The following is a 17103-nucleotide window of genomic DNA, read 5'->3' as shown; positions in this document are numbered from 1 at the left end:
TCGGCCGGATCAAACGGACTGCTTCAGCCCGGCCCCGTATACACGCTGCGCGCGAACGAAAAGGCCCGACGATCCCGCCCCGAAACGAAAATAGCCCGCTCGCGCAGAACGCGAGCGGGCACGAACGCCAGACAGTCGAGGCACGAGGTCTGTCCTCAGGCGATAACGGCAGCGGATCCGCGAACCTTAGCCGTCCGGCGACGAAATCTGCAGCCGCCCCGCTTTCGCGACGACGGCGCCGCTCGCCTGACGCAATCCCGCGAGCGGGAATCACGATGACGCGGGCGGCCGCTATGCGAGAATCGACGCCTGCACTCTTCTCTTCCATCCATTCGACGGGGCCCGCATGACCACCCACATCACGATCGAGTTCACCGAGCACGCTGCAGAAGTCATCGACGAGCAAACCAGTACGAGCTTTTCGTACGACCAGGGCGCGCACGTGCCGCAGCCCGGCGACTTCGTCGAGCTCGAGAATGCGCGTCAGACGTTTCTCGTGATCGGCCGCGTGTTTTCGCTGAAGGCGAACTACAGCGCGGTCAAGCTCGTCCTTGACCTGCCGCCTCCGGACGATTATCCGCAGGACATCAGCTCGGAACCGTGAAAGGGGAAACGCGGCTGACACGAACCCGCCGCGTGCGGGGCGGCACGCGCGATATGTGCCGCACTTCGTTCGTACGTGGAGCGGATATCGAACGCTCGGGCGACGCGTCGCCCGCATTGTCGAGCGTCGCGACGCTCGACGCCGATGATCATGAACGATCTTGAGCCGACGGTTTCGGACAAGTCGCGGCCGCACGCACCGTGCTCGAACGCACGGCCGGCCGCATCGCATTGCATGCGCGTCGCGGCGGCGCTCGGCCGGCGTCGCAGCCCGCGACGGCCGGCCCGCCGCAAGACGGTTACTTCTTCTCGGGCTCCGACGACGCGCCCGGCTGCTTGAACGGGAACGTGCTGAACATCGACTTCGCCTGGTTCTGCATCTGCTCCTGCATCTGCACGAACATGTTCTTCGATTGCTCGATGTAGCTCGTCATCATCCCTTGCATCATCGGCGCCTGCATGTTCATGAACTGCGACCAGATCTCCGGATTCATCGCATTGTTCTCGTACAGGTTCTTCGATTGATCCGCGAGCTTGTTCTGGATGTCGATGAACGCCTGGATGTTCTTTTCCAGATACGTGCCCATCATCCCCTGCATCGCATGACCGTAGAAACGGATGATCTGCGACAGCATCGACGACGAGAACATCGGCACGCCGCCGCTTTCCTCTTCGAGAATGATCTGCAGGAGAATGCTGCGCGTCAGGTCTTCGTTGGATTTCGCATCGACGACCTTGAAGTCCTCCTGTTCCAGCACGAGCTGCTTTACGTCGGTCAGCGTAATGTACGTGCTCGTCTCGGTATCGTAGAGCCGGCGGTTCGGGTACTTCTTGATGAGCCGTTCGGCCGTCTTCTTTGTAGTAGTCATGTAACGCCTTTGAGTGCAGCGTAGCGCAAGTGACGAACCCCGCCGCCCGGCTCCGGGCGGCGGGGGCCTTCGGACACGCCCGGCCGTGCGGGCCGCGAGGCCCGCGCAGCCCGGCGTTCAGCCCATGTGCAGGCCGCCGTTCAGCGAGAAGTCGGCACCCGTCGCGAAGCCCGAATCGTTCGATGCGAGCCATGCGACGATCGAGCCGATTTCTTCCGGCGTGCCGAGACGTCGCACCGGAATCGTCGCGACGATCTTCTCGAGCACGTCCGGACGGATCGCCTTCACCATGTCCGTGCCGATGTAGCCCGGCGACACGGTATTGACCGTCACGCCCTTCGTCGCGACTTCCTGCGCGAGCGCCATCGTGAAGCCGTGGATGCCGGCCTTCGCGGTCGAGTAGTTGGTCTGGCCGAACTGGCCTTTCTGGCCGTTCACCGACGAAATGTTGATGATTCGGCCCCAGCCGCGCTCCACCATTCCGTCGATCACCTGCTTCGTCACGTTGAACAGGCTCGTCAGGTTGGTGTCGATCACGGCGGTCCAGTCCTCGTGCGTCATCTTGCGGAACACGACGTCGCGCGTGATGCCCGCGTTGTTGACCAGCACGTCGATCTCGCCGACTTCGGCCTTGACCTTGTCGAAGGCTGCCTTGGTCGAGTCCCAGTCGCCGACGTTGCCTTCAGACGCGATGAAGTCGTACCCGAGCGCTTTCTGCTCCTCGAGCCATTTCGCGCGGCGCGGCGAGTTCGGGCCGCAGCCTGCGACCACCTTGAAGCCGTCTTTCGACAGACGCTGGCAGATGCTGGTGCCGATGCCGCCCATCCCGCCCGTTACGTACGCAATTCGCTGAGACATAAATCTCACTCCATTTTTGATTTCGAGGGCTACCGGCAGCCCTCCGACTTCACGCGCGCCGGCCGAAGCCGCCATCGGCCGGCGCCGGATCGTGCTTCGGCGACGGTCGAGCGTCGCTTACGGACGCTCGACCGCCAGCGCGACGCCCATCCCGCCGCCGATGCACAGCGACGCCAGCCCGCGCTTCGCATCGCGCCTGGCCATCTCGTGCAGCAGCGTCACCAAAATCCGGCAGCCCGACGCGCCGATCGGATGACCGATCGCGATCGCGCCGCCGTTCACGTTCACCTTCGACGTGTCCCAGCCCATCTGCTTGTGCACCGCCAGCGCCTGCGCGGCGAACGCCTCGTTGATCTCCATCAGGTCCAGATCGCCCGGCGTCCAGCCCGCGCGCTCCAGACAGCGCCGCGACGCCGGCACCGGACCCATGCCCATCACGCTCGGATCCACGCCCGCGTTCGCGTACGCCTTGATCCGCGCAAGCGGCGTGAGCCCGAGCGCCGCGGCCTTCTGCGCCGACATCACCAGCACCGCCGCCGCACCGTCGTTGATCCCCGACGCGTTCGCCGCCGTCACCGTGCCGTCCTTCGCGAACGCCGGCTTCAGCCCCGCGAGCGACTCGGCCGTCACGCCGTGACGCACGAACTCGTCGGTCGCGAACTGCACCGGCTCGCCCTTGCGCTGCGGAATCGACACCGGCACGATTTCGTCGGCGAAGCGGCCCGCCTTCTGTGCGGCTTCCGCCTTGTTCTGCGACAGCGCCGCGAACGCGTCCTGCTCTTCGCGCGTAATTCCGTATTCCTTCGCGACGTTCTCCGCGGTGATCCCCATGTGGTACTGGTTGTACACGTCCCACAGCCCGTCGACGATCATCGTGTCGACCAGCTTCGCGTCGCCCATCCGGAACCCGTCGCGCGAGCCCGGCAGCACGTGCGGCGTCGCGCTCATGTTCTCCTGGCCGCCGGCCACGACGATCTCCGCGTCGCCCGCGACGATCGCGTTGGCCGCCAGCATCACCGCCTTGAGCCCCGAGCCGCACACCTTGTTGATCGTCATCCCCGGCACCGCGCTCGGCAGCCCGGCCTTGATCAGCGACTGGCGCGCCGGGTTCTGCCCTGAGCCGGCCGTCAGCACCTGCCCCATGATCACTTCGCTGACCTGATCGGGCTGCACGCCCGCACGCTCCAGCACCGCGCGGATCACCGTCGCGCCAAGCTCGGGCGCCGCGATCTTCGCGAGCGAGCCGCCGAATTTGCCGACCGCGGTCCGCGCGGCCGATACGATCACTACATCCGTCATTTCCGTTTCCTCCGGGCCCGCACGACACGGCGCGCCGTTACCGGCCCTGTTAAAAAAACTGCGGTGCGGCGGACAGCGTGCGCCGCTGTCCGGTTTTCGTCAATCGCGCTGCAACACGTAGCGGCCCGGCGCCGGCTCGATCACCGGGAACTGCGCGGAACCCGGCTGCGCCGGCGGCGCGACCTTGCGGCCGCCGTACTGGTCGAGCCACTCGACCCACGTCGGCCACCAGCTGCCCGGCTGCTCGGTTGCGCCCGCGAACCAGTCGTCCGCCGATTCGGGCAGATCGTTCTCGTTGACCCAGTAGCTGCGCTTCTTCTTCGCGGGCGGATTGATCACGCCCGCGATGTGGCCCGACGCGCCGAGCACGAACTTCAGCGGGCCCGTCAGGATCGACGTCGACGCGTAAGCCGTCTGCCACGGCACGATGTGATCCTCGCGCGAGCCGTAGATGAAGGTCGGCACGTCGATGCGCGACAGGTCGACCGGCTCGCCGCACACGGTCAGCGCGCCCGGCTCGCGCAGCTTGTTCTCGAGATACGTATTGCGCAGATACCACGCGTACATCGGCCCCGGCAGGCTCGTCGAGTCGCTGTTCCAGTACAGCAGATCGAACGGCGCAGGCGTGCGGCCCTTCAGGTAGTTGTCGACGACGTAGTTCCACACGAGATCGTTCGGCCGCAGGAACGAGAACGTGTTCGCGAACTCGACGCCGCGCATCAGCCCCGGCGGCGAGCCGTTCTTGCCGCCGATCGTCTGCTCGCGCATCTGCACGTGCGCCTCGTCGACGAACACGTCGAGAATCCCCGTATCCGAGAAATCGAGCATCGCGGTGAGCAGCGTCATCGATGCGGCCGGATGCTCGCCGCGCGCGGCCAGCACCGCGAGCGCGGTCGCGAGCATCGTGCCGCCGACGCAGAAGCCGAGCGTGTTGATCTGCTCGCGGCCGCTGATCTGCTGTACCGCGTCGATCGCGGCGAGCAGCCCTTCGTTCATGTAGTCGTCCCACGTCTTGTGCGCGACCGATGCGTCCGCGTTGCGCCACGACACGAGGAACACCTGATGACCGTTCGACAGCGCATGCGCGACGAGCGAGTTTTCCGGCTGCAGATCGAGGATGTAGAACTTGTTGATGCACGGCGGCACGATCAGCAGCGGCCGCTCGAACACCTTGTCCGTCTTCGGCGCGTACTGGATCAGCTGGATCAGGTCGTTCTCGTAGACCACCGCGCCTTCGGTACAGCCGAGATTCTTGCCGACGACGAACTGCGATTCGTCGGTCTGCGAAATCTTGCCGCGCTGCAGATCGCCGAGCAGGTTCATCATCCCCTGACGCAGGCTTTCGCCCTGCGTGTCGAGAATCGATTTCTGCGCGTCCGGATTGAGTGCGAGGAAGTTGCTCGGCGCGGCCGCGGCCGTCCATTGCTGCACCGTGAAACGGATCCGCTCGCGCGTCTTCGGATCGGTTTCGAGCGCGTCGGCCAGTTCCTGGAGATAGCGCGCGTTCAGCAGATACCACGCGGCCGCGAATGCGTGCGCGGGCGACGACTTCCACGCGTCGCCGCTGAAACGGCGGTCCTTCAGTTCGGGAGATTCGAGCTTCGCGGCGGTGGCCTGCTGCATCAGCGCGATGCAGTCGCGCGCATAGTCGGCCTGCAGCGCTTGAAGCCGTTCGGGCGGAATCGCGGCGACGGGCAGCTTCAGCCCGGCGAACGGCGACGCGACGCCGCCGAAGTCCGGCATCGCCGGCATCTGAAACGGAAACGACTGCGGAAACTGGAACGTCGCGAATGGATTCACCGCAGCCGGCGCAGTCGCGGCGCGCGCCGGGTCCGCGAAACCGCGCCACGCGTTCAGCCATGCGTCGAACATCTGCTGCAATTGCTGCATCGGCTGGGCAGCGGGACCGGATCCGGCACTGCCCGCGGAAGTGCCCGCCTGAGCGGACGTCGACGAATTTTTCGATGCTGTCATTACCTGCCTTACCGGTGATTCCTGAGCGTCAATCGTGAAATCCTGCTCGCGGCGCGGCATGCCGGCAGCGAGCCGGGCCGTCATGCTCTGGAGAAGCGTCTCCAGATTCTGCCGCAGTGCGGTATTTTTATCATTATCGTTTTCCCCATGTGAAGCGCAGCGTCAAACGCCTGATCATTTCGACGCGGCAATAATCGGCGCGCGACAGGCGGGACAAGGCTTTCGGCGAAACATAAAACATTTCGATCAGCTTGACTTCGCAATATTTCATTCGAATGCGCATACCGCGCGGCATTGCCGTCCGAATATCGGGATAACTCGATTTTGCAGGACAGCAAACCGCGTCGGCATGCACGCGGCATCAGTCGGCGAGCCAGATCGCCGCCGCCATCCGGCCTGTCACGCGGTCGCGCCGGTACGAGTAGAAACGCGCCGGGTCGCTGACCGTGCACGCATCGCCGCCGCGGATGTGCGTGACGCCCGCACGCGCGAGACGCAGGCGCGCGAGCGCAGCGAGATCGGCGAAAAACTTGCCGGGCGCGCCGTCGACCGCGACGAACGCGCGCCGCGTGTCATCATGCTCCGACTGTTCGGCCGTGTCGAGGAACGCGTCCAGCACGTCGGCGCCGACCTCGAACGCCGTCGGGCCGATCGCCGGCCCGAGGAACGCACGCAGCTCCGTCGTCGCCGCACCGGCGAGCGCGGCGACGCGCGCCGCCGTCTGCTCGACGATGCCGGCCGCGAGCCCGCGCCAGCCCGCATGCGCAGCGCCGACCGCGCGACCGTGCGCATCGCACAGCAGCACAGGCATGCAGTCGGCGACCATCACGACGCAAACGGCGCCGGCCCGATCCGTGACGCTCGCGTCGGCCCGCACCGGCCCGGTGGCGGCGGGCGCCGCCGCAATGACTTCGTCCGCGCGCACGATGTGCGCGCCGTGAACCTGCTCGAGCCACGCCGCGCTTCGCTGCCCCGCGAGCGCAAGCAATCGCGCGCGGTTCTCGGCCACGTGTGCGGGATCGTCGCCGGTATGCAGGCCGAGGTTCATCCCGCCAGGCAGCGTCTCGCCGTCGTGCCAGCGTCCGTACGGCCCTTCGCTCACGCCGCCGTTGCGCGTCGTCACGAGCGCGCGCACGCGCGGCGACACGTGCCAGTCGGGCCGCACGCAGTCGTGCCAGCTCAATGGCGCCGGATTCGTCATCGACACTTACTCCTCCTCGTCATCCAGGTACTGCGCATCGTGATAGTCGCCGCCGAAATCGTCATCGTCGTAGACATCGTCCTCGTCGTCGAATTCATCGTCGCCCTGCCCGAAGCCGAGCGCCGCGACGAGCGCATTCATGTCGTCCGGCAGCGGGCAGCGCCACTGCATCGCCTTGCCGGTGACCGGATGGACCAGCCCGAGCCGCCATGCGTGCAGCGCCTGCCGAGCGAACCCGTCCGGCAGCGGCGTGACCGAACGCTTGCCGCGCGCACGCCCGTACACGGGATCGCCGAGCAACGGATGGCCGACATGCGAACAGTGCACGCGGATCTGGTGCGTGCGGCCCGTTTCGAGATCGCACTGGATCGCCGACACCGGCTGACGTTGCCACACGCATGTGTCGACGGTGCGGAAGTGCGTACGCGCGGGCTTGCCCGACGCCCCCGTGACGACGGCCATGCGCGTACGCTCGCGCGGATCGCGGCCGATCGGCGCATCGATCGTCCCCGCTTCGGGCATCGTGCCCCACACGAGCGCGAAATAGCGGCGCTTCACGGTGCGCGCCTGCAGCTGCCGCACGAGATCGGTCTGCGCGGCGAGCGTGCGCGCGACGACCATCAGCCCCGACGTCTCCTTGTCGAGCCGATGGACGATCCCCGCGCGCGGCAGCCCGGCTGCCGCGTCGCCGTAGCGATGCAGCAGCCCGTTGAGGATCGTGCCGCTCCAGTTGCCGGCCGCCGGATGCACGACGACGCCGGCCGGCTTGTTGATCACGACGAGCGCGTCGTCCTCGTACACGACGTCGAGCGGCACCGGCTCCGGCGTGAACGCGAGCTGTTCGGGCAGCAAGTCGGGCACGAGCTCGATCGTCGCACCGAGCGGCACCGGCTGGCGGATCTTCGCCGGCGCGCCGTCGATGCGCACGCGCTGCGCGTCGATCCAGCTCTGCAGACGACTGCGGGAAAATTCGGGAAAGAGTTGCGCGAGCGCCTTGTCGAGGCGCTCGCCGGCGAGCGAGGCAGGTACGGCGACGATGCGCGGCGCGTCGTCGCCCGCGGCCGGCTTCGCGGGCGGCTGCAACGCGTCGGCAGTGAGATCGTCGTCGAGGGAATCCCCGGGGGCAGCGTCGGCGGGCCGATCGCTTGGGCTATAATCTTCGCGATTTGACTTGCCCGGCTGGGCATTCTGCGAACTTGAACGGGTCATTTAGACTGGGTCACCGAGACTTGAAGCTAGGACATGCGAGCATGATGAATTCGACCACACGTACGGCCAGAACCGTCGCCGCCCGGGCTGCGGCGGTAGCGGCCGCGGCCCTCATCGCCGGCTGCCACGGCTTGCCGCAGAAGCAGGACGAGACGGCTACCTGGTCGAACAACAAATTATACTCAGAGGCCCAGGACGCCCTGTCCGGCGGCGACTGGGGCAAGTGCGCGAAATATTTCGAAGCGCTGCAGGGCCGCGATCCGTTCGGCCACTTCGCGCAGCAGGCGCAGATCAACGTCGCGTACTGCAACTGGAAGGACAACGAGATCGCCGCCGCCGATCAGGCCGTCGACCGCTTCATCCAGCTTCACCCCGATCATCCCGATATCGCATACGCGTACTACCTGAAGGGGATGATCCACTTCAACGACGATCTCGGCCTGTTCGGCCGCTTCTCCGGCCAGGACATGAGCGAGCGCGATCCGCAGGCGCTGCGCGAGTCGTACGACGCGTTCAAGGTCGTGGTCGACCGCTACCCGAAGAGCAAGTACGCGCCCGACGCCGCAGCGCGGATGCGCTACATCGTGAACGCGCTCGCATCGCACGAAGTGCATGCGGCCGACTACTACTATCGGCGCGGCGCATATGTCGCAGCGATCAACCGCGCGCAGCTCGCGATCAAGGACTACAAGGGCGCGCCCGCGATCGAGGATGCGCTGCACATCATGGTCCTGTCGTACGGCAAGCTGAATCAGCCGCAGCTCGCCGAAGACACGAAGCGCGTGCTGGCAGGCACGTTCCCCGACAGCCCGTACATCACCGGGCACGCGCGTCCGGGCACGAAGAAGTCGTGGTGGCAGTTCTGAACGACGCGTCCGCGCACCAATGAAAAAAAACCCGGCCATCGAGCCGGGTTTTTTGTCGACGCCGCAACCGGCGAGCACCGCGTGCAGTCGTGCGGCGCGAGCCGCACTCGCGGTCATGCGCGCTTTGCCGCTCGATGTTCGTCGAAGAAATCCTGCACGACCGCGATCTCGCGCGTGCGCTTGAACGGCGGCAGGCTCTGCCAGATCCGCCGCCCGTAAGGCTTGTCGACGAGCCGCGTGTCGCAGATCATCAGCACGCCGCGATCCGTCTCCGCGCGGATCAGCCGTCCGGCGCCCTGCTTCAGCGTGATCACCGCCTGCGGCAGCTGATGGACGGCGAACGGGCTCAGCCCCTTCTTCGCCAGCGCGTCGAGGCGCGCGGCCAGCACCGGATCGTCGGGCGGCGCGAACGGCAGCTTGTCGATCACGACGAGCGACAGCGCGTCGCCGCGCACGTCGACGCCCTCCCAGAAACTCTGGCTGCCGACCAGGATCGCGTTGCCGTACGCGCGGAAGCGATCCAGCAGTTCGGTGCGGCTCGCATCGCCCTGCACGAGCAGCGGCGTGTTCCAGCCGCGCGACTCGATCACGTCGCGCAGCTTCGATGCGATCCGGTCGACCGCGCGCAGCGTCGTGCACAGCATGAACACGCCGCCGCCCGATGCCTCGATCGCCGGCAGCGCGGCTTCGAACACCGCATCGGTAAACGCCGGCGACGACGGCTGCGGCAGGTTGCGCGGCACGTACAGCAGCCCTTGCGTCTGATAGTCGAACGGACTGGCGAGCGTCATCGAGCGGCGCGAACTGAGCCCCATCTGCGCCGCGTAGTGCGTGAAATCGCCGCGCACCGACAGCGTCGCCGACGTAAACACCCATGCGCGCGGCACGCCTGCGCGCTGCTTCGCGAAGATCGGCGCGACCGACAGCGGCGTCTCGTGCAGTTGAACCGTGTGTGCGAACACCTCGACCCAGCGTACTTTCTCGTTCGCGTCGTCGGACGCCGGCTGGTCGCCGGACGCCTCGGCGTCCGCTTGCCGCGCCGCTTCGGCCGCGCCGAGCGCGACCCAGCCGGCCAGCAGATCCTGCAGTTCGCGCGCGCGGCGCAGACACGCACCGAGCGATTCCGCGCGCTCCGCCTGGCTGGCGAGCGCCGACGCCAGCGCATCGAGCGCGCCTTCGAGCGCGTCCAGCGCGCCGAACAGCGGATGATCGTCGCCGAGCTGCGCGAGCGACATGCGCACGGTCTGATCGTCCGCGAACGCGAGTCGCACGTCGCGCGCAGCACGCTCGAGCGCACCGCCGAGCTTCACCCACTCGACTGCGTCGCGCGCGTGGCTCAAGCCTTCGGCGACCGTGTCGCGCGCGAGTTCGAGAATCTGCGTGGTGGAGAGCGTCTCGCCGAAGAACAGCGTCGCGGTCTCGGGAAGCTGATGCGCTTCGTCGAAGATCACCGTGTTCGCGTTCGGCAGCAGCTCGGCCATCCCGGTGTCGCGCAGCATGATGTCCGCGAAGAACAGGTGGTGGTTCACGACGACGATGTCGGCCTGCTGCGCTTCGCGTCGCGCCTGCATCACGAAGCATTCCTTGTAGTGCGGGCATTCCTGGCCGAGGCAGTTGTCGCGCGTCGACGTGACCATCGACCACACCGGCGCCGTCTCCGGCACGCTCGCGAGCTCGGCCTTGTCGCCGCTCTTCGTGATCTTCGCGAAACGGACGATCTCCTGCAGGTACGCCGTGTCCTGCCGCGACGGCAGTCGGCCGTTGTCCGCCGTACGCTGCAGATAGTAGTGGCACAGATAGTTCGCGCGCCCCTTCAGCATCGCGACGGTCACCGGCACGGCGAGCGCGTTGCGCACGGTCGGGATGTCGCGCAGGAACAGCTGATCCTGCAGGTGCTTCGTGCCGGTCGACACGATCACCTTGCCGCCCCACAGCATCGCCGGCACGAGATACGCATAGGTCTTGCCGGTGCCCGTGCCAGCCTCGACGATCAACGTGTTGTCGCCGGCGTCCGGATCGGCGTCGGCCGACGCCGCGGCATCCGCGCTGGTTTCGGCCGCCTTGTCGCCATCGCCCAGGCGCCGCGCGGGCCGCTTGCGGGTTTCGAATATCTCGGGGTCCGGCATCCGGCGTGCGGACGCCTCCATCGCGGACGCGACCGCGCGCGCCATCTCGATCTGCGACGCGCGCGGACGGTAGCCGTCGAGCGCGCGCGCAAGCAGCCCGCCTTCGCCGAAGATCGTGTCGAGCTCGTCGACGCGCTTGCGACTCAGCTCGAACGTGCGTTCGGGCGCGCGGGCGCTCCCGGCGGACGATGCGTCGCGCCGGGCAGCGAGGTTGTCTTCAAGCGGTGAATTCAAGGCAAGCGTTCCTGTTCCAGCACCCGGGCGGCGCCCGGCGCTTGCCAGGCCGCGCTCAGGCGCGCTTATCCGGTTCCAGCTGCGATTGCAGCATGATGATCTTGTCTTTGGCGAGCAGCTTTTCCTTCTTCAGCCTTTGCAGCGCGAGGTCGTCGATATCGGAATGCCCTTCTTTCAGCTCGATCTCCCGAGCGAGTTGCTGGTGCTGTTCCTGCAATGCAGCCAAACGGTTGTGCAATTCCTGCTGCTGTGCCGCGTGACGGTTTTGCATATTCGCCTCCTCATCGAAGCAGCGCGCCGGCTGGCGTGCCGACGCGCACGACTGCTTTCCGGATCAATCGAACACGTTACTGCCCCTGCTGCTGTTGCTGCCTGGCCTTCTCGGCCGCTTCCTGCTGACGCCGCTCGACATCGGCCTTGTGCTGCGCCGCCTCCCGTTGCTTCTGCTCGTAGCGCGCGGCGTTTTCCGCGCGCTCCTGCGCCTTTTGCGCAGCCTCGCGGTGCGCTTCGTCGAGCTTGCGCTGGAAGTCGGCCTGCTTCTGGTCGTATGCCTGCTTGTTGGCCGCGCGCTGCGGGCCCTCCGCACCGCGCTGCGCCTGCTTCAGTGCATTCTGCTCCTGCTTGTCGCGGAACGCTGCGGCGTTCGCCGCCTCGTTCGCCGCGCGCTGCGGCGCTTCGGCCTCGTTCTGCGCCTGCTTCAACGCGATCTGCCGGTCGCGCTGCTGCGCGCGCACCGCACGCTGCTCATCGTCGAGCGCCAGCTGCTCCTGGCGAATGCTCGCCCGCTCTTCGCGCATCCGGTCGCGCGCCTTGCCGAGACAGTGATTGACGAAGAACTTGCTGTAGCAATCGTGTTCGGCCACCGCATAACGATAATCGTTTTCCGCGGAGCGTTGATTGAGCACTTTTTGACGGGCATCGAAATCGAGTGCGGCGGAAGCGGCCACCGGCGCCGCGTCGGCAGCATCCGGCACGGCGGCCGCCGACGCCTGCGCGTACGCGCCGGAAGGCGCGACGGACAAAACGGCGGCAAGCGCTGCGCCAAGCGCGACGAGAGAAATGCGGGAAGTTTGCAACGTCGTAGGAAAGCTGCGGGACATGCGTCAAATTCTATCACCCCCCGGCTGGACGCTCCGCCATTTATGGCAAAATGCCCCGCTTCACTCACCCGCGGCATCGGCTTGCGCGGGCCCGTCGCGCGGCCCGCCGCTGCGGGCCTCGCGCCCGCGCCGCGATTTCAGCAGGCAGATCATCCACGACATGACGGAAACCGTAGCACTCAAGATCGTACAGCGCATCGCCACCGAACTGTCCGTCCAGCCGCGCCAGGTCGCGGCGGCAGTGCAACTTCTCGACGAAGGCTCGACCGTTCCGTTCATTGCCCGATACCGCAAGGAAGCGACTGGCAACCTGGACGACACGCAGCTGCGCCAGCTCGAGGAACGTCTCCTGTATCTGCGCGAGCTCGAGGATCGCCGCGCGGCGATCGTCGCGAGCATCGACGAACAGGGCAAGCTGACCGACGAACTGCGCGCCGCGATCGATGCGGCCGACAGCAAACAGGTGCTCGAAGACCTTTACCTGCCGTACAAGCCGAAGCGCCGCACGCGCGCGCAGATCGCGCGCGAAGCCGGGCTCGAACCGCTCGCGCATGCGCTGCTCGCGAATCCGCTGCTCGACCCGCAAGCCGAAGCCGCCGCATACGTCGACGCCGACAAGGGCGTCGCCGACGTGAAGGCCGCACTCGACGGCGCGCGCGACATCCTGTCCGAGCAATTCGGCGAAACCGCCGAGCTGCTCGGCAAGCTGCGCGACTATCTGTACAACCAGGGCGTCGTGTCGTCGGCGGTCGTCGACGGCAAGGAAAGCGAGGAAGGCGAGAAATTCCGCGACTATTACGATTACGCGGAAACGATCAAGACCGTGCCGTCGCACCGCGCGCTCGCGCTGTTCCGCGGCCGCAACGCCGGCGTGCTGACGATCCGGCTCGGGCTCGGCGACGAGCTCGATGCACAGGTGCCGCATCCCGGCGAGGCGATGATCGCGCGCCATTTCGGCATCTCGAACCAGAACCGGCCGGCCGACAAGTGGCTGTCCGACGTGTGTCGCTGGTGCTGGCGCGTGAAGGTGCAGCCGCACATCGAGAACGAACTGCTCACGCAACTGCGCGACACGGCCGAAGCCGAGGCGATCCGCGTGTTCGCGCGCAATCTGAAGGATCTGCTGCTCGCGGCGCCGGCCGGCCCGAAAGCCGTGATCGGCCTCGATCCGGGGCTGCGCACCGGCGTGAAGGTCGCGGTCGTCGATCGCACCGGCAAGCTGCTCGCAACCGACACGATCTACCCGCACGAGCCGCGGCGCGACTGGGACGGTTCGATCGCGAAGCTCGCGCGCCTCGCCGCGCAGACGCAGGCCGAGCTGATCAGCATCGGCAACGGCACCGCGTCGCGCGAGACCGACAAGCTCGCGAGCGAGCTGATCGCGAAGCATCCGGAGCTGCGCCTGCAGAAGATCGTCGTGTCGGAGGCCGGCGCGTCGGTCTACTCGGCGTCCGAGCTCGCCGCGAAGGAATTCCCGGAACTCGACGTGTCGCTGCGCGGCGCCGTGTCGATCGCGCGTCGTCTGCAGGATCCGCTCGCGGAACTCGTGAAGATCGAGCCGAAGGCGATCGGTGTCGGCCAGTACCAACATGACGTGAACCAGCGCGAACTCGCGCGCTCGCTCGATGCGGTCGTCGAAGACTGCGTGAACGCGGTCGGCGTCGACGCGAATACCGCATCGGTCGCGCTGCTCGCGCGCGTGTCGGGCCTGAACGCGACGCTCGCGCGCAACATCGTCGACTATCGGGACGCGAACGGTCCGTTCCCGTCCCGCGAGCATCTGCGCAAGGTGCCGCGCCTCGGCGACAAGACGTTCGAGCAGGCGGCCGGCTTCCTGCGCATCAACGGCGGCGAGAATCCGCTCGATCGGTCGTCGGTGCACCCGGAAGCGTATCCGGTCGTCGAACGGATCCTCGCGAAGATCAGCAAGCGCATCGACGACGTGCTCGGCAATCGCGACGCGCTGGCCGGGCTGTCACCGGCCGAATTCGTCGACGAACGTTTCGGCTTGCCGACCGTGCGCGACATTCTGGCCGAGCTCGAGAAGCCGGGCCGCGATCCGCGTCCCGAGTTCAAGACCGCGACGTTCCGTGAAGGCGTCGAGAAGGTGTCCGACCTCGTGCCCGGCATGCTGCTCGAAGGCGTCGTGACGAACGTTGCCGCGTTCGGCGCGTTCGTCGACATCGGCGTGCATCAGGACGGGCTCGTGCACGTGTCCGCGATGTCGACGAAGTTCATCAAGGATCCGCACGAGGTCGTGAAGGCCGGGCAAGTCGTCAAGGTGAAGGTGCTCGACGTCGACGTGAAGCGGCAGCGCATTTCGCTAACGATGCGGCTCGACGACGAAGCGGCGCCCGGCGTGTCGCAACGCGGCGGCCAGGACCGCGGCAATGCCGGCCGCGGCGCCGCGCGTCCGCAGCGCTCGCGCGAGCCGGAACCGGCCGGCGCGATGGCCGCCGCGTTCGCGAAGCTCAAGCAGCGCTGAGCGCGACGGTCGTTCGCGTCTTCGCGACAGGAAAAAGCCCGCCTGACGGCGGGCTTTTTTCATTTCGACGACGCCGTTCGACGTCGCGGCGCAGAGCGGCGCAGCGCGCCGTCTTCGTTGCGGTCGTCGTCAAATCTCGATCTTCGTGCCGAGTTCGACGACGCGGTTCGCCGGAATCGCAAAGAAGTCGGTCGGCTTCGCGGCGTTCTGATGCATCCACGCGAACACGCGTTCGCGCCAGATCGACATGCCGGGCAGATGCGTCGGCACGACCGTCTCGCGCGCAAGGAAGAACGACGTATCCATCAGCTCGAACGTCATGTCGTGCGTGCGGCCGAATTCCTCGAGCACCGCTTTGACGTCCGGCGTCTCGTTGAAGCCGTACTCGGCCTTGGCGATGTACAGCCCGCCGCCCGCGTCGCGTGCGCTCAGGCGCTTGTCGTCGCGCACATACGGGATGTCGCGCGTGACGAACGTCAGGAAGATCGTCCGTTCGTGCAGCACCTTGTTGTGCTTCAGGTTGTGCAGCAGGCTGACGGGCACCAGCTTGTCGTTGCCGGTCAGATAGATCGCGGTGCCCGACACGCGATGCGGCGGATGCGCAAGCAAGCCCTGCAGGAACGGCTCGAGCGGAATGCCGTCGGCGGCCGTGCGCTCCTTGACGATGTGCCGCCCCTTGTACCAGGTCATCAGCAGGAAGAACAGCAGCGCGCCGATGCCGAGCGGCAGCCAGCCGCCCTGCGCGACCTTCAGCAGGTTCGCGCCGAAGAAGCCGAGGTCGATCGCGAGGAACACCGTGATTATCGCGCCGACCAGCAGCCGGTTCCAGTTCCATACGTTCACCATCACGACGCACGCGAGCACCGTCGTGATCACCATCGTCGCGGTCACGGCGATCCCGTACGCGGCGGCGAGATTGTCGGAGCTCTTGAAGCCGATCACGATGCAGAGAATCACGAACAGCAGCAGCCAGTTCACGACCGGCACGTAGATCTGACCGATCGCGAGCTCGGACGTGTGCAGCACCTTCATGCGCGGCACGTAGCCGAGCTGGATCGCCTGCGACGTCAGCGAATACGCGCCGGAGATCACCGCCTGCGACGCGATCACGGTCGCGACCGTCGACAGCACGACGAGCGGCAGCAGCGCCCATTCGGGCGCCAACAGGAAGAACGGGTTTTCGATCGCCTTCGGGTTCTGGATCAGCAGCGCGCCCTGACCGAAGTAGTTCAGCACCAGCGACGGCATCACCAAGGTGTACGCAGCAAACCGGATCGGCTTCGCGCCGAAGTGCCCCATGTCCGCGTACAGCGCTTCCGCACCGGTCAGCACCAGCACGACCGAACCGAGTACGACGTACGCCTGCAGCAGGTGCTCGGACATGAACGACGCTGCGTAATAGGGATTGATCGCCGCAATGATGCCGGGCACGCGCACGATGTGATAGACGCCGAGCGCCGCGATCGCGACGAACCACAGCACCATGATCGGCCCGAACAGCTTGCCGACGGTCGCGGTGCCGTGACGCTGGATCCAGAACAGTGCGATCAGGATCACGATCGTGATCGGCAATACGAGATGGGACAGATGCGGCGTCGCGATTTCGAGACCTTCGACGGCCGACATCACCGAGATCGCGGGCGTGATCACCGCGTCCCCGTAGAACATGCACGCGCCGAATATGCCGAGCGCCATCAGCGCGCCGGTGAGGCGGGTCTTCGAATCGAGCGGGCGCAGCGACAGCGCCATCAGCGCGAGCACGCCGCCTTCGCCGTTGTTGTCCGCGCGCATCACGAACAGCAGGTACTTGACGCCGACCACCAGGATGATCGCCCAGAACAGCAGCGAGATCACGCCGAGAATCGAGCTTTCGGTGAGCGGAATGCCGTGCGCGGGACTGAATGCCTCCTTCAGCGAATACAGCGGGCTCGTGCCGATGTCGCCGAACACGACGCCGATAGCCGCTATCGCGAGCGAGCGCATCGAATGTTGGTGCGTCGAATGCGCGTGGGCGGCGTCGGTCGCGTGGATCGTGTCGTTCATATAAAGCGTAATAATCGGGTCCGGATTCGGACAAAACGAGCGCTATTCTACTCGCGCACCCGTGAAACACCGCCCTGCGCTGTTGCCGTGAAGCCACGTGATCCACGCTGCACATGCAATCCGCCGCGAGCTGTGGCAGGGCCATCATAGCCGGGGCCGGGCCGGCTGCCTACGGGCACACCGGCCATCGCGCCGAGCAAGCCGGCGCACCAACGAAAAACGGCGCCGCAAGCGGC

The 17103-nt window shown here is 66.5% G+C and carries 13 protein-coding genes; 3 read left to right on the top strand and 10 right to left on the bottom strand.

Annotated elements, in window-relative coordinates:
* Positions 1-346: 346 nt before the first annotated feature.
* Positions 347-604 (top strand): hypothetical protein, encoded by a 258-nt coding sequence (locus BUB20358_RS08480; RefSeq protein ID WP_006764239.1) that lies wholly within the window; start codon positions 347-349, stop codon positions 602-604.
* A 298-nt stretch (positions 605-902) separates the two neighbouring features.
* On the opposite strand, the gene phaR is transcribed toward BUB20358_RS08480, so the two are convergent.
* From phaR to BUB20358_RS08450, 6 genes are all read right to left on the bottom strand, one after another.
* Positions 903-1472: a polyhydroxyalkanoate synthesis repressor PhaR gene (phaR, locus tag BUB20358_RS08475; protein ID WP_006764238.1), complete on the bottom strand. Its 570-nt coding sequence runs from the start codon at positions 1470-1472 to the stop codon at positions 903-905.
* A gap of 117 nt (positions 1473-1589) precedes the next feature.
* Positions 1590-2330 carry a 3-ketoacyl-ACP reductase gene (locus tag BUB20358_RS08470; RefSeq protein WP_035972296.1) on the bottom strand — a complete coding sequence of 247 codons (741 nt, stop codon included), beginning with the start codon at positions 2328-2330 and terminating at the stop codon, positions 1590-1592.
* Between the two features lie 117 nt (positions 2331-2447).
* On the bottom strand, positions 2448-3629 hold the full coding sequence (locus BUB20358_RS08465; RefSeq protein ID WP_006764236.1) for an acetyl-CoA C-acetyltransferase: 1182 nt from the start codon (positions 3627-3629) through the stop codon (positions 2448-2450).
* 99 nt (positions 3630-3728) lie between these two features.
* The gene (gene phaC, locus BUB20358_RS08460) at positions 3729-5603 is read right to left on the bottom strand and encodes a class I poly(R)-hydroxyalkanoic acid synthase (protein ID WP_006764235.1); all 1875 of its coding nucleotides are present in this window, start codon (positions 5601-5603) and stop codon (positions 3729-3731) included.
* 361 nt (positions 5604-5964) lie between these two features.
* Positions 5965-6804, bottom strand: a complete 840-nt coding sequence (gene pgeF, locus BUB20358_RS08455) for a peptidoglycan editing factor PgeF (RefSeq protein ID WP_035973345.1) — start codon at positions 6802-6804, stop codon at positions 5965-5967.
* Positions 6805-6810: 6 nt separating this feature from the next.
* Positions 6811-8013 carry an RluA family pseudouridine synthase gene (locus BUB20358_RS08450; protein ID WP_006764232.1) on the bottom strand — a complete coding sequence of 401 codons (1203 nt, stop codon included), beginning with the start codon at positions 8011-8013 and terminating at the stop codon, positions 6811-6813.
* A gap of 41 nt (positions 8014-8054) precedes the next feature.
* On the opposite strand from BUB20358_RS08450, the gene BUB20358_RS08445 reads away from it, so the two are divergent.
* Positions 8055-8879, top strand: a complete 825-nt coding sequence (locus BUB20358_RS08445; RefSeq protein WP_035972293.1) for an outer membrane protein assembly factor BamD — start codon at positions 8055-8057, stop codon at positions 8877-8879.
* A 113-nt stretch (positions 8880-8992) separates the two neighbouring features.
* Here BUB20358_RS08445 and yoaA read toward each other — a convergent pair whose 3' ends face one another.
* The 3 genes from yoaA to BUB20358_RS08430 all read right to left on the bottom strand — a co-directional run bounded on the left by yoaA (position 8993) and on the right by BUB20358_RS08430 (position 12339).
* On the bottom strand, positions 8993-11239 hold the full coding sequence (gene yoaA, locus BUB20358_RS08440; protein WP_006764231.1) for a DNA repair helicase YoaA: 2247 nt from the start codon (positions 11237-11239) through the stop codon (positions 8993-8995).
* A 55-nt stretch (positions 11240-11294) separates the two neighbouring features.
* The gene (locus BUB20358_RS08435; protein WP_006764230.1) at positions 11295-11510 is read right to left on the bottom strand and encodes an HP1242/YdcH family protein; all 216 of its coding nucleotides are present in this window, start codon (positions 11508-11510) and stop codon (positions 11295-11297) included.
* A 76-nt stretch (positions 11511-11586) separates the two neighbouring features.
* The gene (locus BUB20358_RS08430) at positions 11587-12339 is read right to left on the bottom strand and encodes a hypothetical protein (protein WP_006764228.1); all 753 of its coding nucleotides are present in this window, start codon (positions 12337-12339) and stop codon (positions 11587-11589) included.
* Positions 12340-12499: 160 nt separating this feature from the next.
* On the opposite strand from BUB20358_RS08430, the gene BUB20358_RS08425 reads away from it, so the two are divergent.
* A complete protein-coding gene (locus BUB20358_RS08425) occupies positions 12500-14824 on the top strand; it encodes a Tex family protein (protein WP_035972291.1) in 2325 nt (774 codons plus the stop codon).
* Positions 14825-14953: 129 nt separating this feature from the next.
* Here BUB20358_RS08425 and BUB20358_RS08420 read toward each other — a convergent pair whose 3' ends face one another.
* Positions 14954-16867, bottom strand: a complete 1914-nt coding sequence (locus tag BUB20358_RS08420) for a potassium transporter Kup (protein WP_006764227.1) — start codon at positions 16865-16867, stop codon at positions 14954-14956.
* Positions 16868-17103: the final 236 nt, after the last annotated feature.

This window comes from Burkholderia dolosa (genome assembly GCF_902499135.1).
In the GTDB taxonomy this organism is placed as follows: Bacteria; Pseudomonadota; Gammaproteobacteria; order Burkholderiales; family Burkholderiaceae; genus Burkholderia; species Burkholderia dolosa.
The sequence above is the reverse complement of the archived record's forward strand: the minus strand, read 5'-3'. Positions and strand labels throughout refer to the sequence as shown.